Genomic DNA, 19,037 nt, shown 5'->3' with positions numbered 1-19,037 from the left:
TATGCCCAAGAAAATCAGAGAACTCAAAAGCTTGTTGCTAGAAGCAGGGTTTACATACCGTCCTGAGAAAGGTAGCCACACTAATTGGTATCATCCCCTGCTATCTGGGAGAGTTACTATATCAGGTAAAGACGGGAATGATGCTAAAGCTTATTAAGAGAAAGACGTTAATAATGCACTCCAAAGGTTAGAATAAATTAAAAAGGCTCAAGAGGAAGAACAAGAATGAATTCTCACTACACAATAATTATTCAGTGGTCTGATGAAGATGAGTGTTTTGTTATTAGTCTTCCTGAATGGGGATTTTGTCATACTCATGGAGATTCTTACGAAGAAGCTTTAAAAAATGCTCAAGAAGTTTTAGAAATGCTGATTGAATCATCTTTGGCAGACGGTCAACCTCTACCAGAGCCAAAAACATTAGAAAAGTCGTTAAAAGTAGCATAACTTTAAAAAAGCGCTCCCTTGACATCTACCCAAATACTTTAAAGTTCTAGTTCGTTGGTTTAACCAACAGCATAATCTGTAAATTGTCGTTTAAACGGTGAATGAAAGCCGACGACTATATCCTGCTTGGGTATACCTAAATTCGCTAAGTCTTCTCCGACTTCATTTTCTGTACCGTTATGTTGCAGCCAAACTTTACCATCTTTAATATCTATATGTAAAAAACAACCATAAACACGGCGCTGATTTTTCCAACCGACATTCACAAGTTGGTAGTGGTGATGTTCTGTGTCAAAAATTAATTGAGTTTCAATTTCGGGATCTTGACTAGCAATTACAGCATATTCTTGGAGAAGTTGCTGAATTATTTTTTCATATTGTGTTAGTTTATCCATTCGACAATATCCTCTGTCACAGGCTGATAAGTAATCAATTTAAGTTGATATGTTTTGATAATACTTTGTACAAGTCTGATGGTGAAAAATGACGTGTATGTATCGATGGGAACTGCTAAATAAAGAATCCGGTCTGGTTCTTGTTCGGATAATGCTAGTCGATAATTAATAAACTGTCCTAAAGCTGTGTGAAATTCTGAAATTACAGATGTTTTAAAAAAGCTTTTAACTTCAACAGCAATTTTTTCTCCCTCTCTTTCTGCTGCAAGAATTTTTTCTGCTCCTAAGTCTATGTACATATCCCCTAACTCAAAACTCACGGGTAAGGGGTCATGGGTAATTTTCCACCCTTCTTTTTCTAATGCTTGCCTGACTGCATTGTGAAAGATATCTCTGGCTGGCATGATCTAACATCTTAATCAAATATACTAAAAATTCTAATAAAAAGATGTGCCTTTACATTTACTCTGGGAATCATATATTTAGCAAATATTGCTACTGACTCTCTAGTATCCCCAAGTAATTATACGATGGCTGATCAAAACATCATAAGCACTCTTTCGCCAGAAGATATCCAAGAAATTAAAGCAGCGCTACAAATAATCGCACAAAAGATGCCCTTTCTGATTGCTTTAACTGCCCAAGAACGCCGCAAGTTATTCAAAATGGGCGATAAAAGCCTAGCCTTTGTGAACAATAGCGTCAATGCTGCTCAGTCTAACCCTGAGATTTTCCCAGCCAGCTTTGACATTGAGGAATTTATCCTGGATTATCAACTAGTTACCACACTCAGCGAACTTTTAATCTCAATCCGGCAACTCAGTGAACAAGTAGATGATACCCTGTTGGCAGTCGGTAGCGAAGCGATGCTCGGCAGTTTGACAGTTTATGATTACGTCAAGATAGCAGCGAAAAAGACTCCAGGCTTAAAAACTGTAGCAGAAGTGTTGAGCGATCGCTTTAAAGCTATTAGTAAAGGCAAAGCTGCAAAAACTTCCGCTTCTTGATAAATTAATACTCGTGAACGAGTCTTTTAGCTGCGTTCATCCACCTTTGATACTCGTGAACGAGTCTTTTAGCTGCGTTCATCCACCTTTGATACTCGTGAACGAGTCTTTTAGCTGCGTTCATCTACCTTTGATACTCGTGAACGAGTCTTTTAGCTGCGTTCATCCACCTTTGATACTCGTGAATGAGTCTTTTAGCTGCGTTCATCCACCTTTGATACTCATTCGACAGATGGATTTATTATTACTTAGCAAACAGCGACTCTCAGCCTTCCGTAGTGCGCTTCCGGTGAGTACTAAGTATAATCCACTGGTAAATGCAGAGCGATCGCTAGTTGAGAAAAAGACGCTGCACGAATGAGTATCACACTTTGATTCAGTAATAGACTCGCAAAGTAGGGGCACAGCATTGCTGTGCCCCTACGATAGATGTGGTTGAAATAAATGAAAACTGCTGTAAAGTTTTGATTATAGCTGGGTGGGCAATGCCCACCCCAAATTGTTATCCAATTACCTCAGCAGTCTTCTCCTTATCCAACTTGAGAATCAGTACACCCAAAGGTGGCAAACACAAATCCAGCGAATAGGGATGACTGTGCAAAGACCAATCATCCGTCCACTTACCACCTAAGTTGCCCATATTGCTGCCACCATATTTACGCGCATCACTATTGAACAACTCGGTATAAAATCCCTTTTGCGGTACACCGATACGGTAGTGAGAATGGGGTTGCGGTGTAAAATTGCAAATCGCGATCACAAAATCATCAGAATCCTTGTCACGACGCATGAAGGCAACTACACTATGGCGGTTATCGCTACAGTCAATCCACTCAAACCCCGGTTGGGCAAAATCCTGCGTGTACAAAACTGGTTCAGAACGGTAGAGATGGTTCAATTCCTGGAAAAACGTTTTTAACTGTTGGTGGGGCTCCTGCTGCAATAAATACCATTGCAAATCAGTCCAATCATTCCACTCACTCCACTGCCCAAACTCCATGCTCATAAACATGGTTTTCTTGCCTGGGTGAGCAAACATGTAGGCAAATAAACAACGCACATTTGCTAACTTCTGCCATGTATCCCCCGGCATTTTACCGATGATATTGCTCTTACCATGCACCACTTCATCGTGAGACAGGGCCAGCATGAAGTTCTCGCTGTGGTTGTACCACATACTAAAGGTGATATTGTTTTGGTGGAACTGACGGAACCAAGGATCCATGCTGAAGTAATCCAGCATATCGTGCATCCAGCCCATATCCCACTTCAAGTTAAAGCCCAGTCCGCCTGTGTACGTGGGCCAAGATACCATTGGCCAGGAAGTCGATTCTTCAGCAATTGAGAGAGCACCGGGAAAATAGCTGAAGATTATGTGATTTACCTGACGCAGAAAATCAGCTGCTTCTAGGTTTTCTCTGCCACCATACTGGTTGGGCAGCCATTCTCCTGGTTCGCGGCAATAGTCGTTATAGAGCATCGAGGCAACAGCATCGACACGAACCCCGTCAATGTGGTACTTGTCAAACCAGAAGAGAGCATTTGCTGCTAGGAAATTACAAACTTCATGGCGACCGTAATTGAACACCAAAGTACCCCATCCTTTATGTTCACCTTTGCGGGGGTCAGCGTGTTCGTATAGGTGGCTACCATCAAAGAAAGCTAAACCATGTCCATCTTTGGGAAAGTGACCAGGAACCCAATCTACAATTACCCCTATATCATTTTGGTGACATTTGTCAATAAAATACATGAAATCTTCGGGGCTGCCAAAACGGGAGGTGGGGGCATAGTACCCAGTTACTTGATAACCCCAAGAACCATCAAAGGGATGCTCCGCAATGGGTAGCAATTCTATATGGGTGTATCCCAAATCTTTGGCATAGGGAATGAGTTTCTCTGCCAGTTCCCGGTAGGTAAGGAAACGTGCGCCCGGCTTCAGTCCAGAAACGACAACTACAGGTTCGGTTTCACCATTTGGCAGTTTAGCAGGTTCGGCACTCGAACCGTGTAACCAAGAGCCTAAATGCACTTCGTAGACGGAAACTGGCTGGGTAAGGGGGTCAATGCGACGCCGCTTTTCCATCCAGTCTTCGTCATCCCAACTATAAGCATTTAAATCAGTGACAATGGATGCAGTTTTCGGGCGGACTTCCTGCTGGAAACCGTAGGGATCGGATTTTTCGTAAATGTGCCCTTCAAAATTTTTGATTTCATATTTGTAATGCTCTCCCACACCGATTTCAGGAATAAACAATTCCCAAATTCCCGTGGGGCCTTTACGCATCTGGTGTTTGCGCCCATCCCAGAGGTTGAAATCTCCCAGCAATGAAACATTACGGGCGTTAGGTGCCCAAACAGCAAAATAAACGCCCTTAACGCCGCCTATTTCCGTGGGGTGCGCTCCCAGTTTCTCGTAAATCCGGTGATGGTTGCCTTCACTAAATAAATGCAAGTCAAAGTCTGTCAAGTTGGGAGAACGGAAAGCATAAGGGTCATAGGTGACACGCTCATTTTCCCCTTCTTTAATGCGTAACTGGTAGTTTGCCAGTTCTGGAGTGTCAATCGTGCATTCAAAAAAATGGGGATGATGCACTGTTTGCATTGGGTATTCCTTGCGTTCTTCAGGAAGAACAACCCATGCTGCACTTGCATTTGGTAGGTAGGCCCGCACAGCCCAGACAGTTTTGCCATCTTGTTCTATGGGATGAGAACCTAGTATTTCAAAGGGATCGTTATGCTGATTCCAAACGATACGGTTAACCTGTTCAGAGGCGATCGTGGTCATGGACATGAGGCTACCTAAATGAAATAACGTGATTGACTAAATCTACTTTTTTCACATCTATATATATTTATATATTCTTTACATTTATTTGCAATTTTGTCGCCACCGTTATCGTACCTCAGAATGAGTCATCAATCTTTTTGGGGCATGGGCCAAACAGGGCATGGGGCACTTGTACTGAGCGGCGTCGTAAAGCCTGCGGCATAGCTACGCTTAGGGCGCAGCCTCTCCAAGAGTTGTATTGGCCAAACAAGGGATGGGGGAAAGCTCTTGACTTTTGACCCTTGAGTAATTTATCAAAAATTTAAAAATGGGAAAAACTGCAATAATGTTTTACGTAGGCGAAGCAAGAAAACCTGTTCCCGAATTTTGGGGTCTAGTTTTGGTGGCGGGGCTTCTTGCAGCTGCGCTTGCAATTGGACGTATTCGGCAGCTGTTAGGAATTTTCCATCAATAGGCGATCGCGCTTCTATGATAATCTTTGTCCGTAATATTTCTTCTGGTGTATCCTCTGGTGGCGGTAATGCTATTACCGCTGATCCCCAATGGCTACTTAATCCAACCAGCATTGCACTAATTACAATTACACTTAGTAATTTTATCGACTTTCTCGCTTTAACTCTCCCCATCTCCTAAACTGCGTTCACAACGCAGGATGAAAATCTGTTTTTCCCATGCCCCATGACGCCACTTGCTTCTCCCTACAGCCCTTCTCAAGACAGGAGACGCTCTTGCGTTCGGGCATCCTACGGCAGGCGCTAGCCTCTGGCAATGGGAGAAGGGGAGCCACTGCGGTCTTTTCCCATTCGTGAGAGGCTAGCGCCAAGGGGTTTCCCCAAGTAGAGGAGCCAGCCGTGTGGGCGGGTATCCCGACTTGAGCGGACTGGCGTCAAGTGGCGTGAGACGCTCTTGCTAGCGAAGATCCCCGTAGGAGTACAAGCCGGAAAACCTGGACAACGCAGTGGCTCCCCCATGCCCAATTTTAAAACTAGACATTAGAATTTTTCCAATAAAAATCTGGCAAGATCAAGGGACATTACCAGGTCTCTCCTGATACGGAATAGACTACAGTGAATGCTCTTGAGTAATTGCCAGCGATCGCAATGAATTGTTTTGTCTTCTCAAAACTCAGGAGTCTAAGCCATTCCAAACACCAAATGAGGCAAGTACCTTGCCCACAAGTTCGCTTAGATTTACAGAACTCAACTCCCTTGGATTTGGAACAAGGTTCGGTCAGGCGATAATTTCAGAGAGACATTTCGTTGAGGAGGTAACCCACATCAACAATATCCTTTACTGGCTGCCCTACTTAGCTGATATTTGAGCAAACTCTAAGCTCTGATACACCAATAGAAAACATGCAGGCTTTTACGTGAACCTAATTAATTCAAGCTATGTGGTGATGAGCGTTATTACTAAGCTGTTTTTGGCATAATTTAAATTAAACAGGACTTACGCAAAAATTGCTAAAAAGCTTAATTTATCGTAGACACCTAGTGGCTTGCCGCAGGCTACCGCCTTCTCTACCAGACGCTAGGGGAACGTGTAGCCTCTCCAAGAGTTGACGCTAAGAGCGCCTTCTCTACGAGAGGCTCCGCCAACGCCAACGCGGAGGGTCTCGTTGGCACAGCCTCTCGTAGAGAAGAGAAGAATTCGTAGAGTGTGCGTAAGTCCGACTAAAGCTTAGGGTGCCTTATTTAGGACTAGCAGTGGGCTTAGTAGTGGAAGTAGCTCCGGGAGTAGCTCCGGAAGTAGCTCCGGGAGTAGTTAGGGGAGTAACGGTAGGGCTAGACCCAGCAGCAGGTGCATCAGTTGGTTCACCTGTAGCAGCTGGAGTACTAGTAGTAGTACCACCACCATCACCACCGCCTTCACAGGCTCCGAGAATTGTCGCCAGACTTAACATTACAGCCAAACCAAAGATTTTTGTTTTCATAACTCCTCTTTCACCAATTGTGGCTAGAACAATTTTTCACCTGTTGAATACGATACCGTATTTATTGCTTTTTTTTAAATGCTGTGAGATTACATACTAAAAAAAACAATCTTTTGGGGGATTTTTTTCAGAATAGGTATCATACAGCCATCTGATTAGTTTCTCTTAACTCAGGAGCAAAACGGAAATTCCCAAATTTTCTAGCAAACCGAGCTAGGATAGCAAAAAATTTTATTTTTTTTCATGGAGTATTGCATTTTGCTGCCCTGCGTTGCCATACTTTAGGTGCGATATTTAAAGGGCAAGCTGTCCAGTTGCTAATCGCTGATTGCAAACATTGCAATATCTAGAGGATACAAACATTGGTATAGCTACCTATCAGAACAGTTAAAAGGGTGTAGTGTGTTATGTGTGCTTGTTGCACAGAAGGCGATTTTAACCTCAGCAAAAACAGACAATCAATCTAAAGTACAATATTTCCCATCTAAAAAAATTTATGGTAGTTGCTCGTAAATCTGCTGTTTCTACAAGAGGTACTTGGTTCCGGCGAGATTCTATCCTTTCTTTAGGGAGGCGACGTTCTTTGCGTCTGGAGTCAGCAGCACGGAGCGCTTCTACACCCGCTGCTCAAGCTGCACCAGTATATTCTCAAAGACAACAGCGTTCCTCGAAAAGTTTCGCGGTTTCTCCCACAAATGAGGCAGTTTTGCCCAAATCGGTGAAAGAGTTGGGTAAACAACAACCGCCAAATCTCAATCAGCAGTCGAGTGCGAACCAGAAGACTCCGAGGGTAGGTTTTCTTCGCCTTCCCATAATGCCTAATTCTGGAGCAGCACCGTTATGGTTGCTGCGCTTGCACACCTTTGATCGTTATTCGTCAGCTTTGGCATTGTTGTTAGTAGCATCGACACTTGCTGTTTATGGCTGGACAGTATATTCTCAAGAGCTTTGGAGTCAGTCATATCGCAGACTGCAAAACCTCCAACGTCATGAGCGGCTGCTAACGACTACTAACGCGACGCTGACAAATAAAATGGCTGATGAAGCAGAACAACCAGCAGCAGGATTGGTATCGCCGACTCCTCAAGGGATGATTTTCTTGCCTCCAGCATCTCATCGTCCGAAGCCGGCATCGTCTAACACAATGCCAAATTCTGAAACACAACAGCAAACACTCTCGCCACTGGGGTATTAAGGTTAGGAGTCATTCAATTTTAGATTTTAGATTTTAGATTTTAGATTTTAAATTTTTCTTTCAATCCCTTCTCCTGTCGGAGACGCTGCGCGAACGGGTGAGGCTCGTTCCGACGCTCGTTCCTCGCTAACGCTACGCTATCACTAACGCTACGCTATCGCTAACACTGCGCTAACGCCAACGCTAACGCTACGCTATCGCTAACGCTGCGCTAACAGCAGTCACTGATGGGGAGTCACTGCGGTGGACGGGTTCCCCGGCATAAAGCAAGTGGCGGGAAAACCCCCTACAGCCCTTCCCTAACGGGACGCCTTGCGGCGAATGGGCATCCTACGGCAGGCGCTAGCCTCTCCCCTTCTCACATTGGGAGAGCTAACGCCAAGGGAGAAGACCGTGCTGCTTCACCAAAATTCAAAATCTAAAATTGCCACTGTTAGGAGTCAAAGCTTAAAGTTGAGAGTAACTAACTTTGACCCTTGACTCTTAATTCCGAAAAGCAATTTGCTACTGAGTAGGGCAATGCAAAAATCACCAAGCAAAATAAAATTCAGAAAGTTTCGGAATCCAGCATTCACAAGGCGACAGAAGGGTTCTAAACGAGGGTTGTTGGGGACACTTGCCTCTAATATCCAAGACCAAACATCCAATACCAAGTCTCGACTGTTTATAGTCTGGGGCGCATTAATGGCAGCAGGGTTGGGGTTGGGTGTCAACTTGTATAACCTGCAAATTGTCCGAGGACCAAAGTTAACAGAACAGGCGCGAAACCAGCAAATGGTGAATTTGCGACCTTTTATGCCCCGTCGCCCGGTAGTTGATCGCAATAGTAATTTGTTGGCGATTGACCGTCCTGTATATACTTTATACGCTCATCCCAAGCTGTTTGATAAGTCTAATGAAGATATGGCAGAGCGACTTGCCCCAATATTGGCAAAGGATACTGCTGAATTAGTGAAAACTTTTCAAAGCAAAAGAAGCGGAATTATACTTGCCCCAGACTTACCGGAAGAAATGATCGATCGCGTCATCTCTTTGCGCTTAAATGGCTTGGAGTGGATTCAAAAATACTCCCGATATTACCCGCCAGATGATTTGGTTGCTGATGTAGTGGGCTATGTGAATCTTGACCGTCGTGGTCAAGCAGGTGTGGAATACTCTCAAGAGAAGTTGCTAGAACGTCCTGTGCAAACGGTGCGGCTCAGTCGGTCGGGTAATGGGGACTTGATGCCGGATCATGCGCCCGAAGGTTTTCTACATTTTGATGATTTGCAACTGCAACTCACTATCGATAGCCGTCTACAACGAATTGCTCGCGTTGCGCTCAAACAACAGATGGAGAAGTTTAACGCCAAACGGGGAGCGGTAATTGTGATGGATGCGTTGGATGGTTCCTTACTGGCCCTGGTTTCTCAGCCTAACTATAACCCTAATGAATACTCTAAAGCTAATATCTCGCTATTTAAAAACTGGACGGTGGCGGATCTTTATGAACCAGGATCGACTTTCAAGCCTTTGAATGTGGCGATCGCTCTGGAAAATGGTGTCATCAAACCAGATGATATGTTTAATGACTCCGGTTCTATTCGAGTCGCTAATTACACCATCAAAAATGCGATGAGTAATGCTAATGGGCGAATCAGTATCGCTCAGATTTTGCAATATTCCAGCAATATTGGCATGGTGCAAATTATCCAACGCTTAAAGCCTTCAATCTACTACAACTGGCTAGAACGCCTGGGGCTAGGACAAAAAGTTGATACAGATTTACCTTTTGAAGTTGGCGGTCGGCTCAAAAGTCAAGAAGAATTTATCGCTTCGCCAATTGAACCAGCTACTACTTCCTTTGGGCAAGGCTTTTCCATGACACCGTTACAGCTAGTGCAAATGCACGGTGCTTTAGCCAATGGCGGTAAATTGGTCACACCCCATGTAGTTCGGGGGCTGATTGATAGCAAAGGGCAGATGCATGATTCACCCCCTCGCACCATCCCCCGCCAAATTTTCTCAGCTGCAACAACCCAAAAGGTTGTGCAAATGATGGAAACTGTTGTTACTGAAGGCAGTGGGAAGGCGGCACAAATTCCGGGATATCGGATTGCTGGTAAAACGGGTACAGCCCAAAAAGCTAGTCCTAATGGCGGCTACATCAAGGGTGCTAGAATGACCAGCTTCGTGGCTATTTTACCAGTGGAATCTCCTCGCTATGTAGTGTTTGCAGTGGTGGATGAGCCAAAAGGAGAAAGTGCCTATGGTTCTACTGTCGCCGCCCCAATTGTGAAGTCGGTGATTGAAGCCCTGATTCCTCTTGAGGAGATTCCGCCAAGTAAGGAGATTGAGCAACAGACGAAAGCGCCGTAGGCAGGGACAGGGGGCAGGAAGCAGAGGAGTGGAGTTCAAAGACTTATTCACGAGTATTAAAAACTCATTAACGGAGTTCAAAGACTCATTCACGAGTATCAAAAACTCATTAACGGAGTTCAAAGACTCATTCACGAGTATCAAAGACTCATTCACGAGTATCAAAGACTCGTCAGCCAGTATTAAAGACTCATTCACGAGTATTAAAGACTCGTCGGCGAGTATTAAAGACTCATTTCCCATGCCCAATACAACTCTTGGAGAGGCTGCGCCCTAAGCGTAGCTATGCCCTATGCCGCAGGCTTTACGACGCCGGCTCCACCCTTGCAAGCCGAGAGCAAGAGTACAAGTGCCCAATGCCCAATGCCCTGTGTTTTTCTAAACTTAATTTTTCTTTATAACCAGGGAAAGAGGTACAGAAAGCTACTTATGTGAAAACCTAAGTATTAGAGGTGAAATTAATTTCTCACTTTTGCAAAGCTACCGAAGATTCCATGCAAAGCAATTTAGTTATATTTCCTAACGCTGAGGCTGCAAAAAATAGCACGCAAACAGAACAAAGGACAATTACCAAGTACCAACGTGCTGAGGAACAATTTATAGAACTGCTAGCAATGGAGGATTTGGACAATCAACTGGATCTAAAACCTGCAAGAGCCAGTGAGTTTGAACAGACGCTCTCTATAGCAATTCACGCCGCCTATAAAAACGATCGCTCTGATGAACAGGCTCACCGTTTTGTTCAGCGGATACTTTATCGAATTAATCGGCTAAAGCTGTTTTGGTACGACGATTTGCGGCACTATACCAATGAGCGATCGCCTTACTTGTACTCATGTCGTGACCAAATTGAAGCTGCTTGGCAAAAGTGGGAACTGGCACAAATCGATGTGGCTGCACTGCAAAAATTAGATGTAAAACAAGCTTTAATTGAGCGTGCATCTGCCGATTTAAATCCGGCTTTATCGGAGAGTAGTCGCTACATTCGTGAGGAAATGACTGAAGTTGGCTATCGTCACTTGCTAGCGATCGGCTCCTTTGATGGTTTGGTAGAAGGTAGTCGTCTTTGCTACGTATTGGGTGGTGCTGCTAATGAAATGCAATGTACGCTGGTGCGAGTATTACTAGAAGAATACGGTAATGGTCGTTTATCTCGCAAGCACTCGACATTTTTTGCTCAAATGCTGGCTGAGTTTGGGATGAACACCGAACCAGAAGGATATTTCGATTTAGTACCTTGGGAAGTTCTAGCTTGCGCTAATCATAGCTTTCTGACCACTGATCGCAAACGCTATTTCCTGCGTTATAACGGTGGGTTGACATATTTTGAGGTGGCTGGGCCTGCGGCTTACAGAAACTATCTGGCGGCGGCGCAACGACTGGGACTCTCAGAGGCGGCGATGGGTTATTGGGAACTGCACATCAAAGAAGATGAACGCCACGGCCGTTGGATGTTGGATGATGTGGCTTTGCCTTTGGCAGAACGATATCCCAATGATGCATGGGAATTAGTGCTTGGGTATGACCAGGAGAAACTAATGGGCGATCGCGCCGCTGCTGCTGTTGTGCGATCAATTCGCGAAACAGAACAAGCCGCCTGACTCATGTGAGTAATCTAAAAAATTAGGAATTTAAAATGGCAGATTATTTCTGGTATTTTTCATTTCACATTTCTAAATCATTCTATTGCAAATCCACCTACAACCCAATTTCTTTAGTGAGAATTCTTTACTAAAGGAACGGTTATTTGTTGCCTTCAAATTAAGGTAGGAAATAACCTTCAATCACATTGATTATACCTTACACATTGAATTGTAGTCAAATGAAAGATATCTTTTTTTGTCCTGAAGAATCTAATTTCTACTCCAACTGTTTAGAAAGCTTTGTGATCAGAAATTGTAAAAATTCCGAATCTATTGTGGAGTTTGGTTCAGGAGATGGTAGTCCTGTAATTAATTCCTTACTAAGAAACAAGTTTAATGGTGTAATTCAGGGATTTGAATTAAATACTTCTGCATGGAAAGTCGCCAATTCAACTATCGATGAATTTAATCTCACTAATAAATACATAATCCATAATTCATCTTTGTTTAATTCTTCTCAACCCGATGCAGAGTATCTTGTAGCGAATCCACCATATCTCCCTGCACCAGATAATGATATTTATATGCCACTCTTATTTGGGGGCGTAGATGGAGCCACAATTACCAATGAGCTTTTGTCGTTAGGTTATGAAAATGTGTTGGTTTTAATATCTAGCTTTTCTAATCCTATAAGTACGCTGAACCTAGCAAAAGAAAATGGATATCGTGTTCAAAAGTTCATGGTGTTACCTTTGGAGTTTGGCTACTATAGCTCTGATCCTAAGGTAAAGAACCACATAGAAGAACTCCGAAAAAATAAAATGGCCTTTTATTCTGGCGATTATTATTTTTTAGCTGGTGTTTTATTTAAAAAATGCCAAGATTCTGTAGTTGATTTATCTAATCAATTAGCTCAGGTGATAACTAGTTTGTGAAAATTGAGAACAACTTCCCAATCTTGTCTCTAGGAAATAGTGAATTTTTCTAAATGTCAACCGCCTATGTATATATTTAGCAATATCTTTTCAACATGATTCAGTCACTAAATTTGCATAGGTGCGACGCCAAATAGCCGGTCGTAGACATCGCTTTTCACTTTTGGTTTTAGAGCCAGTGCGTAAACGTATTTTGCAGTAAGGATCGCGTAGTTCTCCTTAGAGGATGTTTGAAAAGTTTTCTCGGTAACAATACGTTCTAGATCCCCCTAAATCCCCCTTACAAAGGGAGACTTTGATTCCGGTTCCCCCCTTTTAAGGGCAGCCAGCGCGGTCTTCTCCCATTCGTGAGAGGCTAGCGCCTGCCGTAGGATGCCCGTTCGCCGCAAGGCGTCCCGTTAGGGAAGGGCTGTAGGGGTTTCCCTAAGTGGAGCAACTGGCGTGGGCTAGGGGGGATCAGTTAGTGCCTAAAATCACAGCCAACCACTTTTCAAACAACCTCTTAACGTTTTGCAGGAAGAGGAATTACGCGATATTAAATAAATCCATATTCTCAAATAATCACTTTGTTTACCTGAAGTTATTGCATTAACTTGTTTGTTCTATGGCTGCACTACTAGAGTGACGTTTGTGCTTGAGTGCCGCAAATAAAGTTACAATAGCACCGAACGATAAAATAGGAACGCTTGAAGTTGGTTCAGCTATAGAGACAGATGAGGTTGGTGTCAAGAGGAATGCGTGTAATTCACCATTAACTGCACCACGACCAACAATTTGTCCATTATTATTAATGGCAGATGCTGCTGTCAAAGTAAAGCTAGGGTCTGAACCAGGAGCAATCAGGTCATTCAGGTCGTACAGAGTGTTATCACTATAAAGAAAAGCCCGCAAACCATTGCCATCTGTTGTATAAAAGTCATTGTTAGTGCCAGAAAACCCGACTACTTGACCTAAATTATTGATCCCCACAGCAAGACTGAACAAATCTGTAGGACGTAACGTACCGAGGTCTTGAAGTCCCGTGCTGGAACTGTACAGAAAAGCACGACCATCATCTACTCCAATGAGTCCCGAACCACCTACCACTTGTCCTGAGTCATTAATATCATTTGCTACGCTGTACGCGTCATCTGGCAAAGTTCCCAAATTAGTAGTTTGGCCGTTTTCGTACAGAAAAGCTGTGTTTGAACTGAGAATACCTACTACTTGTCCTAAGTTATTTAAACTGTAGGCAACATTACCAGGAGTTCCTATGCTGGTTGCTATCCCATCACTGTATAAAAAAGGCCCAAGTTCGCTTGCTCCCCCTACTATTTGGGTGCGATCATTAATCGCATAAGGAATAGCGTTTTGGATAGAGAGGGGTTGGGTGATGCCATTGCTGTATAGGAAAGGGTTATTTCTAGTAAAGTTATTGCTACTACTCGAATTACCAACTACTTGCCCCAAGTTATTGATACTAGCTACTCCAAGTTGATTATCGCCAGGCAGGGGACTAATTTTTTTAAGTAAACCATTGCTGTAAAAAAAAGGACTCGTTAAAGAATTAATGGCTACCTCACCTGAGTCATTGATGCCTATAGCATAACTGAAAGCTTGTCCGGTAAGAGCGCCTAAGTCAGTAACTGAGTATAGAGATGCCGCCAATACCGACTTGGATGCAGTAAGACTGATTGCGGTCAAGGTTATTGCTGTTATACAGGATTTCCACTTAAGTAAAAGCATGTGACTTTTCCATGATTTTTTATTACTCTACTAAATTACCACTGGACAGTAGAGTAAAAACCTGCCGTATCTGGGTAGTCGCTAAATACGCCATCAACACCTAAGCTAAAAAAAAGTTCATATTCGCCTTGGGGATTTCCTTGAAAGTCCAACGGTAAAAAGCAGTCTTCATTGCGGAAAGTCCAGACATGAACCAGCAAACCAGCCGCATGAGCATCTGTGACTAAAGATGTAGGCGATGTCTGGCGACAAGCCGCTCCGCGTCTACGCAATTTACCACTACTATCTCTAGGAACCAGCAAATTTTTATGAATACCAACCCCTTGTGCATATTTAGCAATCTCCCTTAAACCTGATGCAGTTGCTAAATCTGCATAGGTGTTATCATTACCACTCACTACAAAATCATTAGGTTTACCACTGTTATTCAGCAATTGTACTAGAGGTAAATCAGTCTTTGTGGATAAATCTTGTAAATTACTCACTTCAAAAGACTGAATAAAAACAGGTGCATTAGCTCCCTGATAACCGTTGGCTGTCAAAGTTGCAAGTAGGGGTGTTTCTAAGGCTAACCCAATAGATTTAAAGTAAGTTGGGTGTTTAGTTTCTGGGTAAATGCCGATTGCCCGATTAATTTCGGCACTTTTACTTTTAACTAAATCAATGATTTCTTGCAGCGTGGGAATTTCTAAGAGTCCATCATAGGCAGTATTTTGCGATCGCAGTTGAGGAATTCGCTCTTTGGCTCGTAGTCTTTTCAATTCTGCCAGGCTAAAATCTTCAGTAAACCAACCTGTTTTTGATTCGCCATCAATTATTTTGGTGGTTTGACGTTGAGCAAATTCTGCATGGATAGCAACGTCAGTAGTTTCCGAAATCTCATTTTCGTGACGAGCAATTAAAATACCGTCTTTAGTGGAAACTAAATCAGGTTCAATATAGTCAGCGCCCAGTGCGATCGCTAATTCATAAGCAGCTAAAGTGTGTTCTGGACGATAGCCGCTAGCACCTCGGTGAGCAATGATAATTGGCGGTTTACCTGTAAAATTTTTTACCATGATTGCGTGCCATTTGTAATTTTGTAAGTTAAAAATTAAATATTAATTTAGGTGATTTAGGTGAGCAGATGACTAGTAATAATATTGAGATTGTTTTCAGTTTTGATACAACTGGGAGTATGTATCCTTGTCTTACCCAGGTACGGCGAAAAATCAAAAATACCGTTACCAGGCTGATAGACGAAATTCCCTTGATTCGGATTGGGATTATTGCTCATGGTGACTACTGTGATGAAGGCTCAACTTATGTCACCAAAACATTTAATATATCCGGTGATGTTGATGCTATCTGTGATTTTGTGCAAAATGTCGCACCTACTGGTGGTGGAGATGCACCAGAATGTTACGAGTTAGTATTACATGAATCCCAATCTTTATCTTGGTCAAAATCAGCAACAAAATCATTGGTTTTGATTGGCGATGATATTCCCCATCCTCCAGCACACAATCCTAAAAAACTGAATTGGCGCAAAGAGTTAGATAAATTAGCTGAGGCAGAAATTACAGTTTACGGAGTTCAAGCACTCAATCGCTCTCATGCTACTCCTTTTTATCAAGAACTTGCCGAAAAGTCTGGCGGTTTTCATATCAACTTAGACCAGTTTTCGTATATTAGTGACTTGTTTTTAGCAGTTTGCTACCAACAATCTTCTAATGAACAGCTACAAGCTTATGAACAAGAAGTAATTGACCAAGGACGCATGAGCCGGGGGTTAAATAAAATATTTAACACCATGATGAACCGGGAAGCAACATCCTATTACGAATCGGCTGATTTACGGGCAGTTACTCCAGGGCGTTTCCAGATTTTAGAGATTGAACAAGATATTTCAATTAAAGCCTTTGTATTGGAAAATGGTTTGAGTTTTCAAGTTGGGCGGGGTTTCTACGAATTCACAAAAACAGAAACTATCCAGGCTCAAAAAGAAATTATTTTAATGGATCGGGGAACGGGTGATTTATTTGAAGGAGGTGCGGCACGAGAAATGTTAGGTCTACCGATGGATGCAACGATTAGGATTAAACCGAGTAACCTAGAAAAGTATGTTGTGTTTGTCCAAAGTACCTCTGCTAATCGTAAATTGATTGGCAAAACTCGATTTTTATATGAAGTCGAAGACTGGGATCGCTAAATCCCAACGACTACAAGTCGCAGCTACCCAAACAAAGCCTGCTTATGCAGGCTATTCTATTCGCTAGGTATTTTGTAATAAGTCTAATGACCCAGATTAAGCCGGAAGTAAAGCGCACAGAAGAATTGCGCCAGTTATTGCAACAAGCCAGTTATGCTTATTACGTTTTAGATGCTCCAATCATGGAGGATGCAGTTTATGACCAGTTATATCGAGAATTGCAACAACTTGAAATTCAGTATCCAGAATTGGCGACTCCCGATAGTCCGACTGTGCGCGTAGGTGAGCTTAGGCATACTCAGTTTACTTCGGTGCGGCATAATATCCCCTTGTACAGTTTGGAGAATGCATTCAATATTGATGAGTTGCAAGCTTGGGATCAGCGTTGGCGGCGACAAGTATCTAAAATAGACTCAGTGGAATATGTCAGTGAACTCAAAATTGATGGTTCTGCTTTGGCTCTTACCTATCAAAATGGCATTCTAGTTAGGGGTGCAACTAGAGGTGATGGGGTGACGGGTGAAGATATCACCCAAAATGTGCGGACAATTCGCTCAATTCCCTTGCGTTTGAATTTTGAAGGATTAGAAATTCTGGAAAAGGTGGAAGTGCGCGGCGAGGCGTTTTTGCCGTTGGAAGTATTTAAACAAATTAACTCGCAAAGGCAAAAAGCAGGTGAGCAATTATTTGCCAATCCCCGTAATGCCGCAGCTGGTACACTCAGACAACTAGATTCCCGCATTGTCGCTAAACGGCGGTTAGATTTTTTTGGTTACACCTTGCACATTCCTGGTAGAGATGACACCAGTATTGCCAATACCCAATGGGAAGCGTTGGAGTTGTTAAAAAAGATGGGTTTTCGAGTCAACCCTAACCACAAACTGTGTGGCTCGATCGCAGAAGTGGCAAAATATTATGAATACTGGGATACGGAACGGCTGAATTTACCCTACATGACTGATGGGGTAGTAGTGAAGCTGAATTCTTTTAAACTTCAAGAACAGCTAGGGTTTACGCAGAAATTCCCTCGCTGGGCGATCGCTTTGAAGTACCCAGCTGAAGAAGCACCCACCCGTGTGGAAAATATTGCTGTGAATGTGGGACGAACGGGGGCGTTGACCCCATTAGCCGAGATGCGCCCTGTGCAACTGGCGGGAACAACAGTTTCCCGCGCGACTTTACATAATAGCGATCGCATTACTCAATTGGACATCCGCATTGGCGATACTGTCATTGTCCGCAAAGCTGGGGAAATCATCCCAGAAGTGGTGAGGGTAATCAAAGAACTTCGCCCTGCTGACACTGAACCCTTTATTATGCCCACTGATTGCCCAGTCTGTGGTCAACCAGTGGTGCGAGAATCAGGTGAGGCGGTAACTCGGTGCGTTAATGCTTCCTGTGCAGCGATTCTCAAAGGTTCCATTGAACATTGGGTAAGTCGTGATGCCTTGGATATTAAAGGCTTGGGGGAAAAGTTGGTATATCAACTCGTTGATAAAGTTTTGGTGCATTCCGTCGCCGATTTATATGAGTTGACAGCAGAGAAATTGTGTGCATTGGAAAGGATGGGGCAAAAGTCAGCAGAAAAGTTGGTAGATGCGATCGCTCAATCGAAAAACCAACCTTGGTCAAGGGTATTGTATGGTTTAGGCATCCGTCACGTTGGCAGTGTAAATGCCCAATTGTTGACTCAGAAATATTTCACTGTAGACCAGTTAGCGACAGCAAAGCAATCAGATATTGAAGGAATTTACGGTATTGGTGCTGAAATTGCCCAATCTGTGTACCAGTGGTTTCGGATTGATGCCAACCAAAAGTTGATAGAACGCTTACAAGCAGAAGGATTGCAATTAACTGCCACAGAGTCAACAAAAACAGTTGGTGATGGTAATCAAAAATTTGCAGGTAAAACTTTTGTAGTTACGGGTACATTGCCAACCTTAAAGCGAGATGATGCAAAGGCTTTGATTCAAAAAGCTGGTGGAAAAGTGACTGATTCAGTGAGTAAAAAAACAGATTATTTGGTGGTAGGAGAAGATGCAGGTTCTAAATTAGAAAAAGCGCTTTCCTTGGGAATTACGCAGTTAAGTGAGGTGCAGTTATTGGAGATACTTGAGGATTGATGTATATCTGGCAAACCCGTCACGCTCAGATCACAATACGCTTGGGTTAAGGACAGGACTTACACCTCTCCCTCTAACTCTTGTAGCGTTAGCTGACAATTCAGATCATGTGGAAAAGCCCACGAAAAACCTAACCCCCTAACCCCCTTCCCGACACTCTAAGGGGGAAAATTCAAAGTCTCTAACGCCACGTGCTTCAAGTCGGCAGAGCGCAAAGGCGCAGTGGCTCCTCCTTTTAGGAGAGAGAAATAGAAGTGAGGTTTTCCAGATACCGTGAAAAGTCAGGTAGCGTTAGGAGGTAAAATTCAAAGCCTCTCTCCTAAAAGGAGTGAGGTCAAAGTGTATTGAATATAA

Annotated in this window: 18 protein-coding genes and 1 pseudogene; 11 read left to right on the top strand and 8 right to left on the bottom strand. The window is 43.3% G+C overall.

Going from position 1 to position 19,037, the window contains the following annotated elements; genetic code table 11:
• Nucleotide 1: 1 nt before the first annotated feature.
• Nucleotides 2-154: pseudogene (locus tag V7K46_RS03885) on the top strand (type II toxin-antitoxin system HicA family toxin); the annotation flags it as partial.
• Between the two features lie 71 nt (nt 155-225).
• Complete coding sequence (locus V7K46_RS03880) at nt 226-447, top strand: type II toxin-antitoxin system HicB family antitoxin (protein ID WP_335111221.1); 222 nt, start codon at nt 226-228, stop codon at nt 445-447.
• Nucleotides 448-506: 59 nt separating this feature from the next.
• Here V7K46_RS03880 and V7K46_RS03875 read toward each other — a convergent pair whose 3' ends face one another.
• Together V7K46_RS03875 and V7K46_RS03870 are read right to left on the bottom strand one after the other, a co-directional pair.
• Nucleotides 507-842 (bottom strand): XisI protein, encoded by a 336-nt coding sequence (locus V7K46_RS03875; protein ID WP_335111219.1) that lies wholly within the window; start codon nt 840-842, stop codon nt 507-509.
• The gene (locus V7K46_RS03870; protein ID WP_335111217.1) at nt 830-1,246 is read right to left on the bottom strand and encodes a XisH family protein; all 417 of its coding nucleotides are present in this window, start codon (nt 1,244-1,246) and stop codon (nt 830-832) included. The genes V7K46_RS03875 and V7K46_RS03870 overlap by 13 nt, the downstream gene beginning before the upstream one ends.
• Before the next feature lie 126 nt (nt 1,247-1,372).
• On the opposite strand from V7K46_RS03870, the gene V7K46_RS03865 reads away from it, so the two are divergent.
• Entirely contained in the window at nt 1,373-1,849 is a 477-nt protein-coding gene (locus V7K46_RS03865; protein WP_335111215.1) for a hypothetical protein, read from the top strand.
• Between the two features lie 13 nt (nt 1,850-1,862).
• Nucleotides 1,863-2,210, top strand: a complete 348-nt coding sequence (locus tag V7K46_RS03860) for a hypothetical protein (RefSeq protein WP_335111213.1) — start codon at nt 1,863-1,865, stop codon at nt 2,208-2,210.
• Nucleotides 2,211-2,351: 141 nt separating this feature from the next.
• On the opposite strand, the gene glgB is transcribed toward V7K46_RS03860, so the two are convergent.
• The 4 genes from glgB to V7K46_RS03840 all read right to left on the bottom strand — a co-directional run bounded on the left by glgB (nt 2,352) and on the right by V7K46_RS03840 (nt 6,573).
• Complete coding sequence (gene glgB / locus V7K46_RS03855; RefSeq protein ID WP_335111211.1) at nt 2,352-4,643, bottom strand: 1,4-alpha-glucan branching enzyme; 2,292 nt, start codon at nt 4,641-4,643, stop codon at nt 2,352-2,354.
• Nucleotides 4,644-4,933: 290 nt separating this feature from the next.
• Nucleotides 4,934-5,266 (bottom strand): hypothetical protein, encoded by a 333-nt coding sequence (locus V7K46_RS03850; RefSeq protein WP_335111209.1) that lies wholly within the window; start codon nt 5,264-5,266, stop codon nt 4,934-4,936.
• A gap of 129 nt (nt 5,267-5,395) precedes the next feature.
• Nucleotides 5,396-5,611 (bottom strand): hypothetical protein, encoded by a 216-nt coding sequence (locus V7K46_RS03845; RefSeq protein WP_335111207.1) that lies wholly within the window; start codon nt 5,609-5,611, stop codon nt 5,396-5,398.
• A 719-nt stretch (nt 5,612-6,330) separates the two neighbouring features.
• Complete coding sequence (locus tag V7K46_RS03840; RefSeq protein WP_335111205.1) at nt 6,331-6,573, bottom strand: hypothetical protein; 243 nt, start codon at nt 6,571-6,573, stop codon at nt 6,331-6,333.
• 496 nt (nt 6,574-7,069) lie between these two features.
• Between V7K46_RS03840 and V7K46_RS03835 the strand changes: the two genes are divergently transcribed.
• The 5 genes from V7K46_RS03835 to V7K46_RS03815 all read left to right on the top strand — a co-directional run bounded on the left by V7K46_RS03835 (nt 7,070) and on the right by V7K46_RS03815 (nt 12,644).
• Nucleotides 7,070-7,768 carry a hypothetical protein gene (locus tag V7K46_RS03835; RefSeq protein WP_335111203.1) on the top strand — a complete coding sequence of 233 codons (699 nt, stop codon included), beginning with the start codon at nt 7,070-7,072 and terminating at the stop codon, nt 7,766-7,768.
• Between the two features lie 227 nt (nt 7,769-7,995).
• Nucleotides 7,996-8,190 (top strand): hypothetical protein, encoded by a 195-nt coding sequence (locus V7K46_RS03830; protein ID WP_335111201.1) that lies wholly within the window; start codon nt 7,996-7,998, stop codon nt 8,188-8,190.
• Between the two features lie 97 nt (nt 8,191-8,287).
• Nucleotides 8,288-10,126, top strand: coding sequence for a peptidoglycan D,D-transpeptidase FtsI family protein (locus V7K46_RS03825; protein WP_335111199.1), 1,839 nt, complete (start codon nt 8,288-8,290; stop codon nt 10,124-10,126).
• A 494-nt stretch (nt 10,127-10,620) separates the two neighbouring features.
• On the top strand, nt 10,621-11,727 hold the full coding sequence (locus V7K46_RS03820; RefSeq protein WP_335111197.1) for an iron-containing redox enzyme family protein: 1,107 nt from the start codon (nt 10,621-10,623) through the stop codon (nt 11,725-11,727).
• A gap of 221 nt (nt 11,728-11,948) precedes the next feature.
• Entirely contained in the window at nt 11,949-12,644 is a 696-nt protein-coding gene (locus V7K46_RS03815) for an SAM-dependent methyltransferase (protein ID WP_335111195.1), read from the top strand.
• Between the two features lie 588 nt (nt 12,645-13,232).
• Here V7K46_RS03815 and V7K46_RS03810 read toward each other — a convergent pair.
• Nucleotides 13,233-14,327, bottom strand: coding sequence for a DUF3466 family protein (locus tag V7K46_RS03810; protein ID WP_335111193.1), 1,095 nt, complete (start codon nt 14,325-14,327; stop codon nt 13,233-13,235).
• 77 nt (nt 14,328-14,404) lie between these two features.
• Nucleotides 14,405-15,427, bottom strand: coding sequence for a glycerophosphodiester phosphodiesterase (locus V7K46_RS03805; RefSeq protein ID WP_335111191.1), 1,023 nt, complete (start codon nt 15,425-15,427; stop codon nt 14,405-14,407).
• A 68-nt stretch (nt 15,428-15,495) separates the two neighbouring features.
• Between V7K46_RS03805 and V7K46_RS03800 the strand changes: the two genes are divergently transcribed.
• Nucleotides 15,496-16,560, top strand: coding sequence for a vWA domain-containing protein (locus V7K46_RS03800; protein WP_335111189.1), 1,065 nt, complete (start codon nt 15,496-15,498; stop codon nt 16,558-16,560).
• An 86-nt stretch (nt 16,561-16,646) separates the two neighbouring features.
• Nucleotides 16,647-18,683 carry an NAD-dependent DNA ligase LigA gene (gene ligA, locus V7K46_RS03795; protein WP_335111187.1) on the top strand — a complete coding sequence of 679 codons (2,037 nt, stop codon included), beginning with the start codon at nt 16,647-16,649 and terminating at the stop codon, nt 18,681-18,683.
• Nucleotides 18,684-19,037 lie beyond the last annotated feature (354 nt).

The organism is Nostoc sp. (assembly GCF_036917395.1).
Classification (GTDB): Bacteria; Cyanobacteriota; Cyanobacteriia; order Cyanobacteriales; family Nostocaceae; genus Nostoc.
The sequence above is the reverse complement of the archived record's forward strand: the minus strand, read 5'-3'. Positions and strand labels throughout refer to the sequence as shown.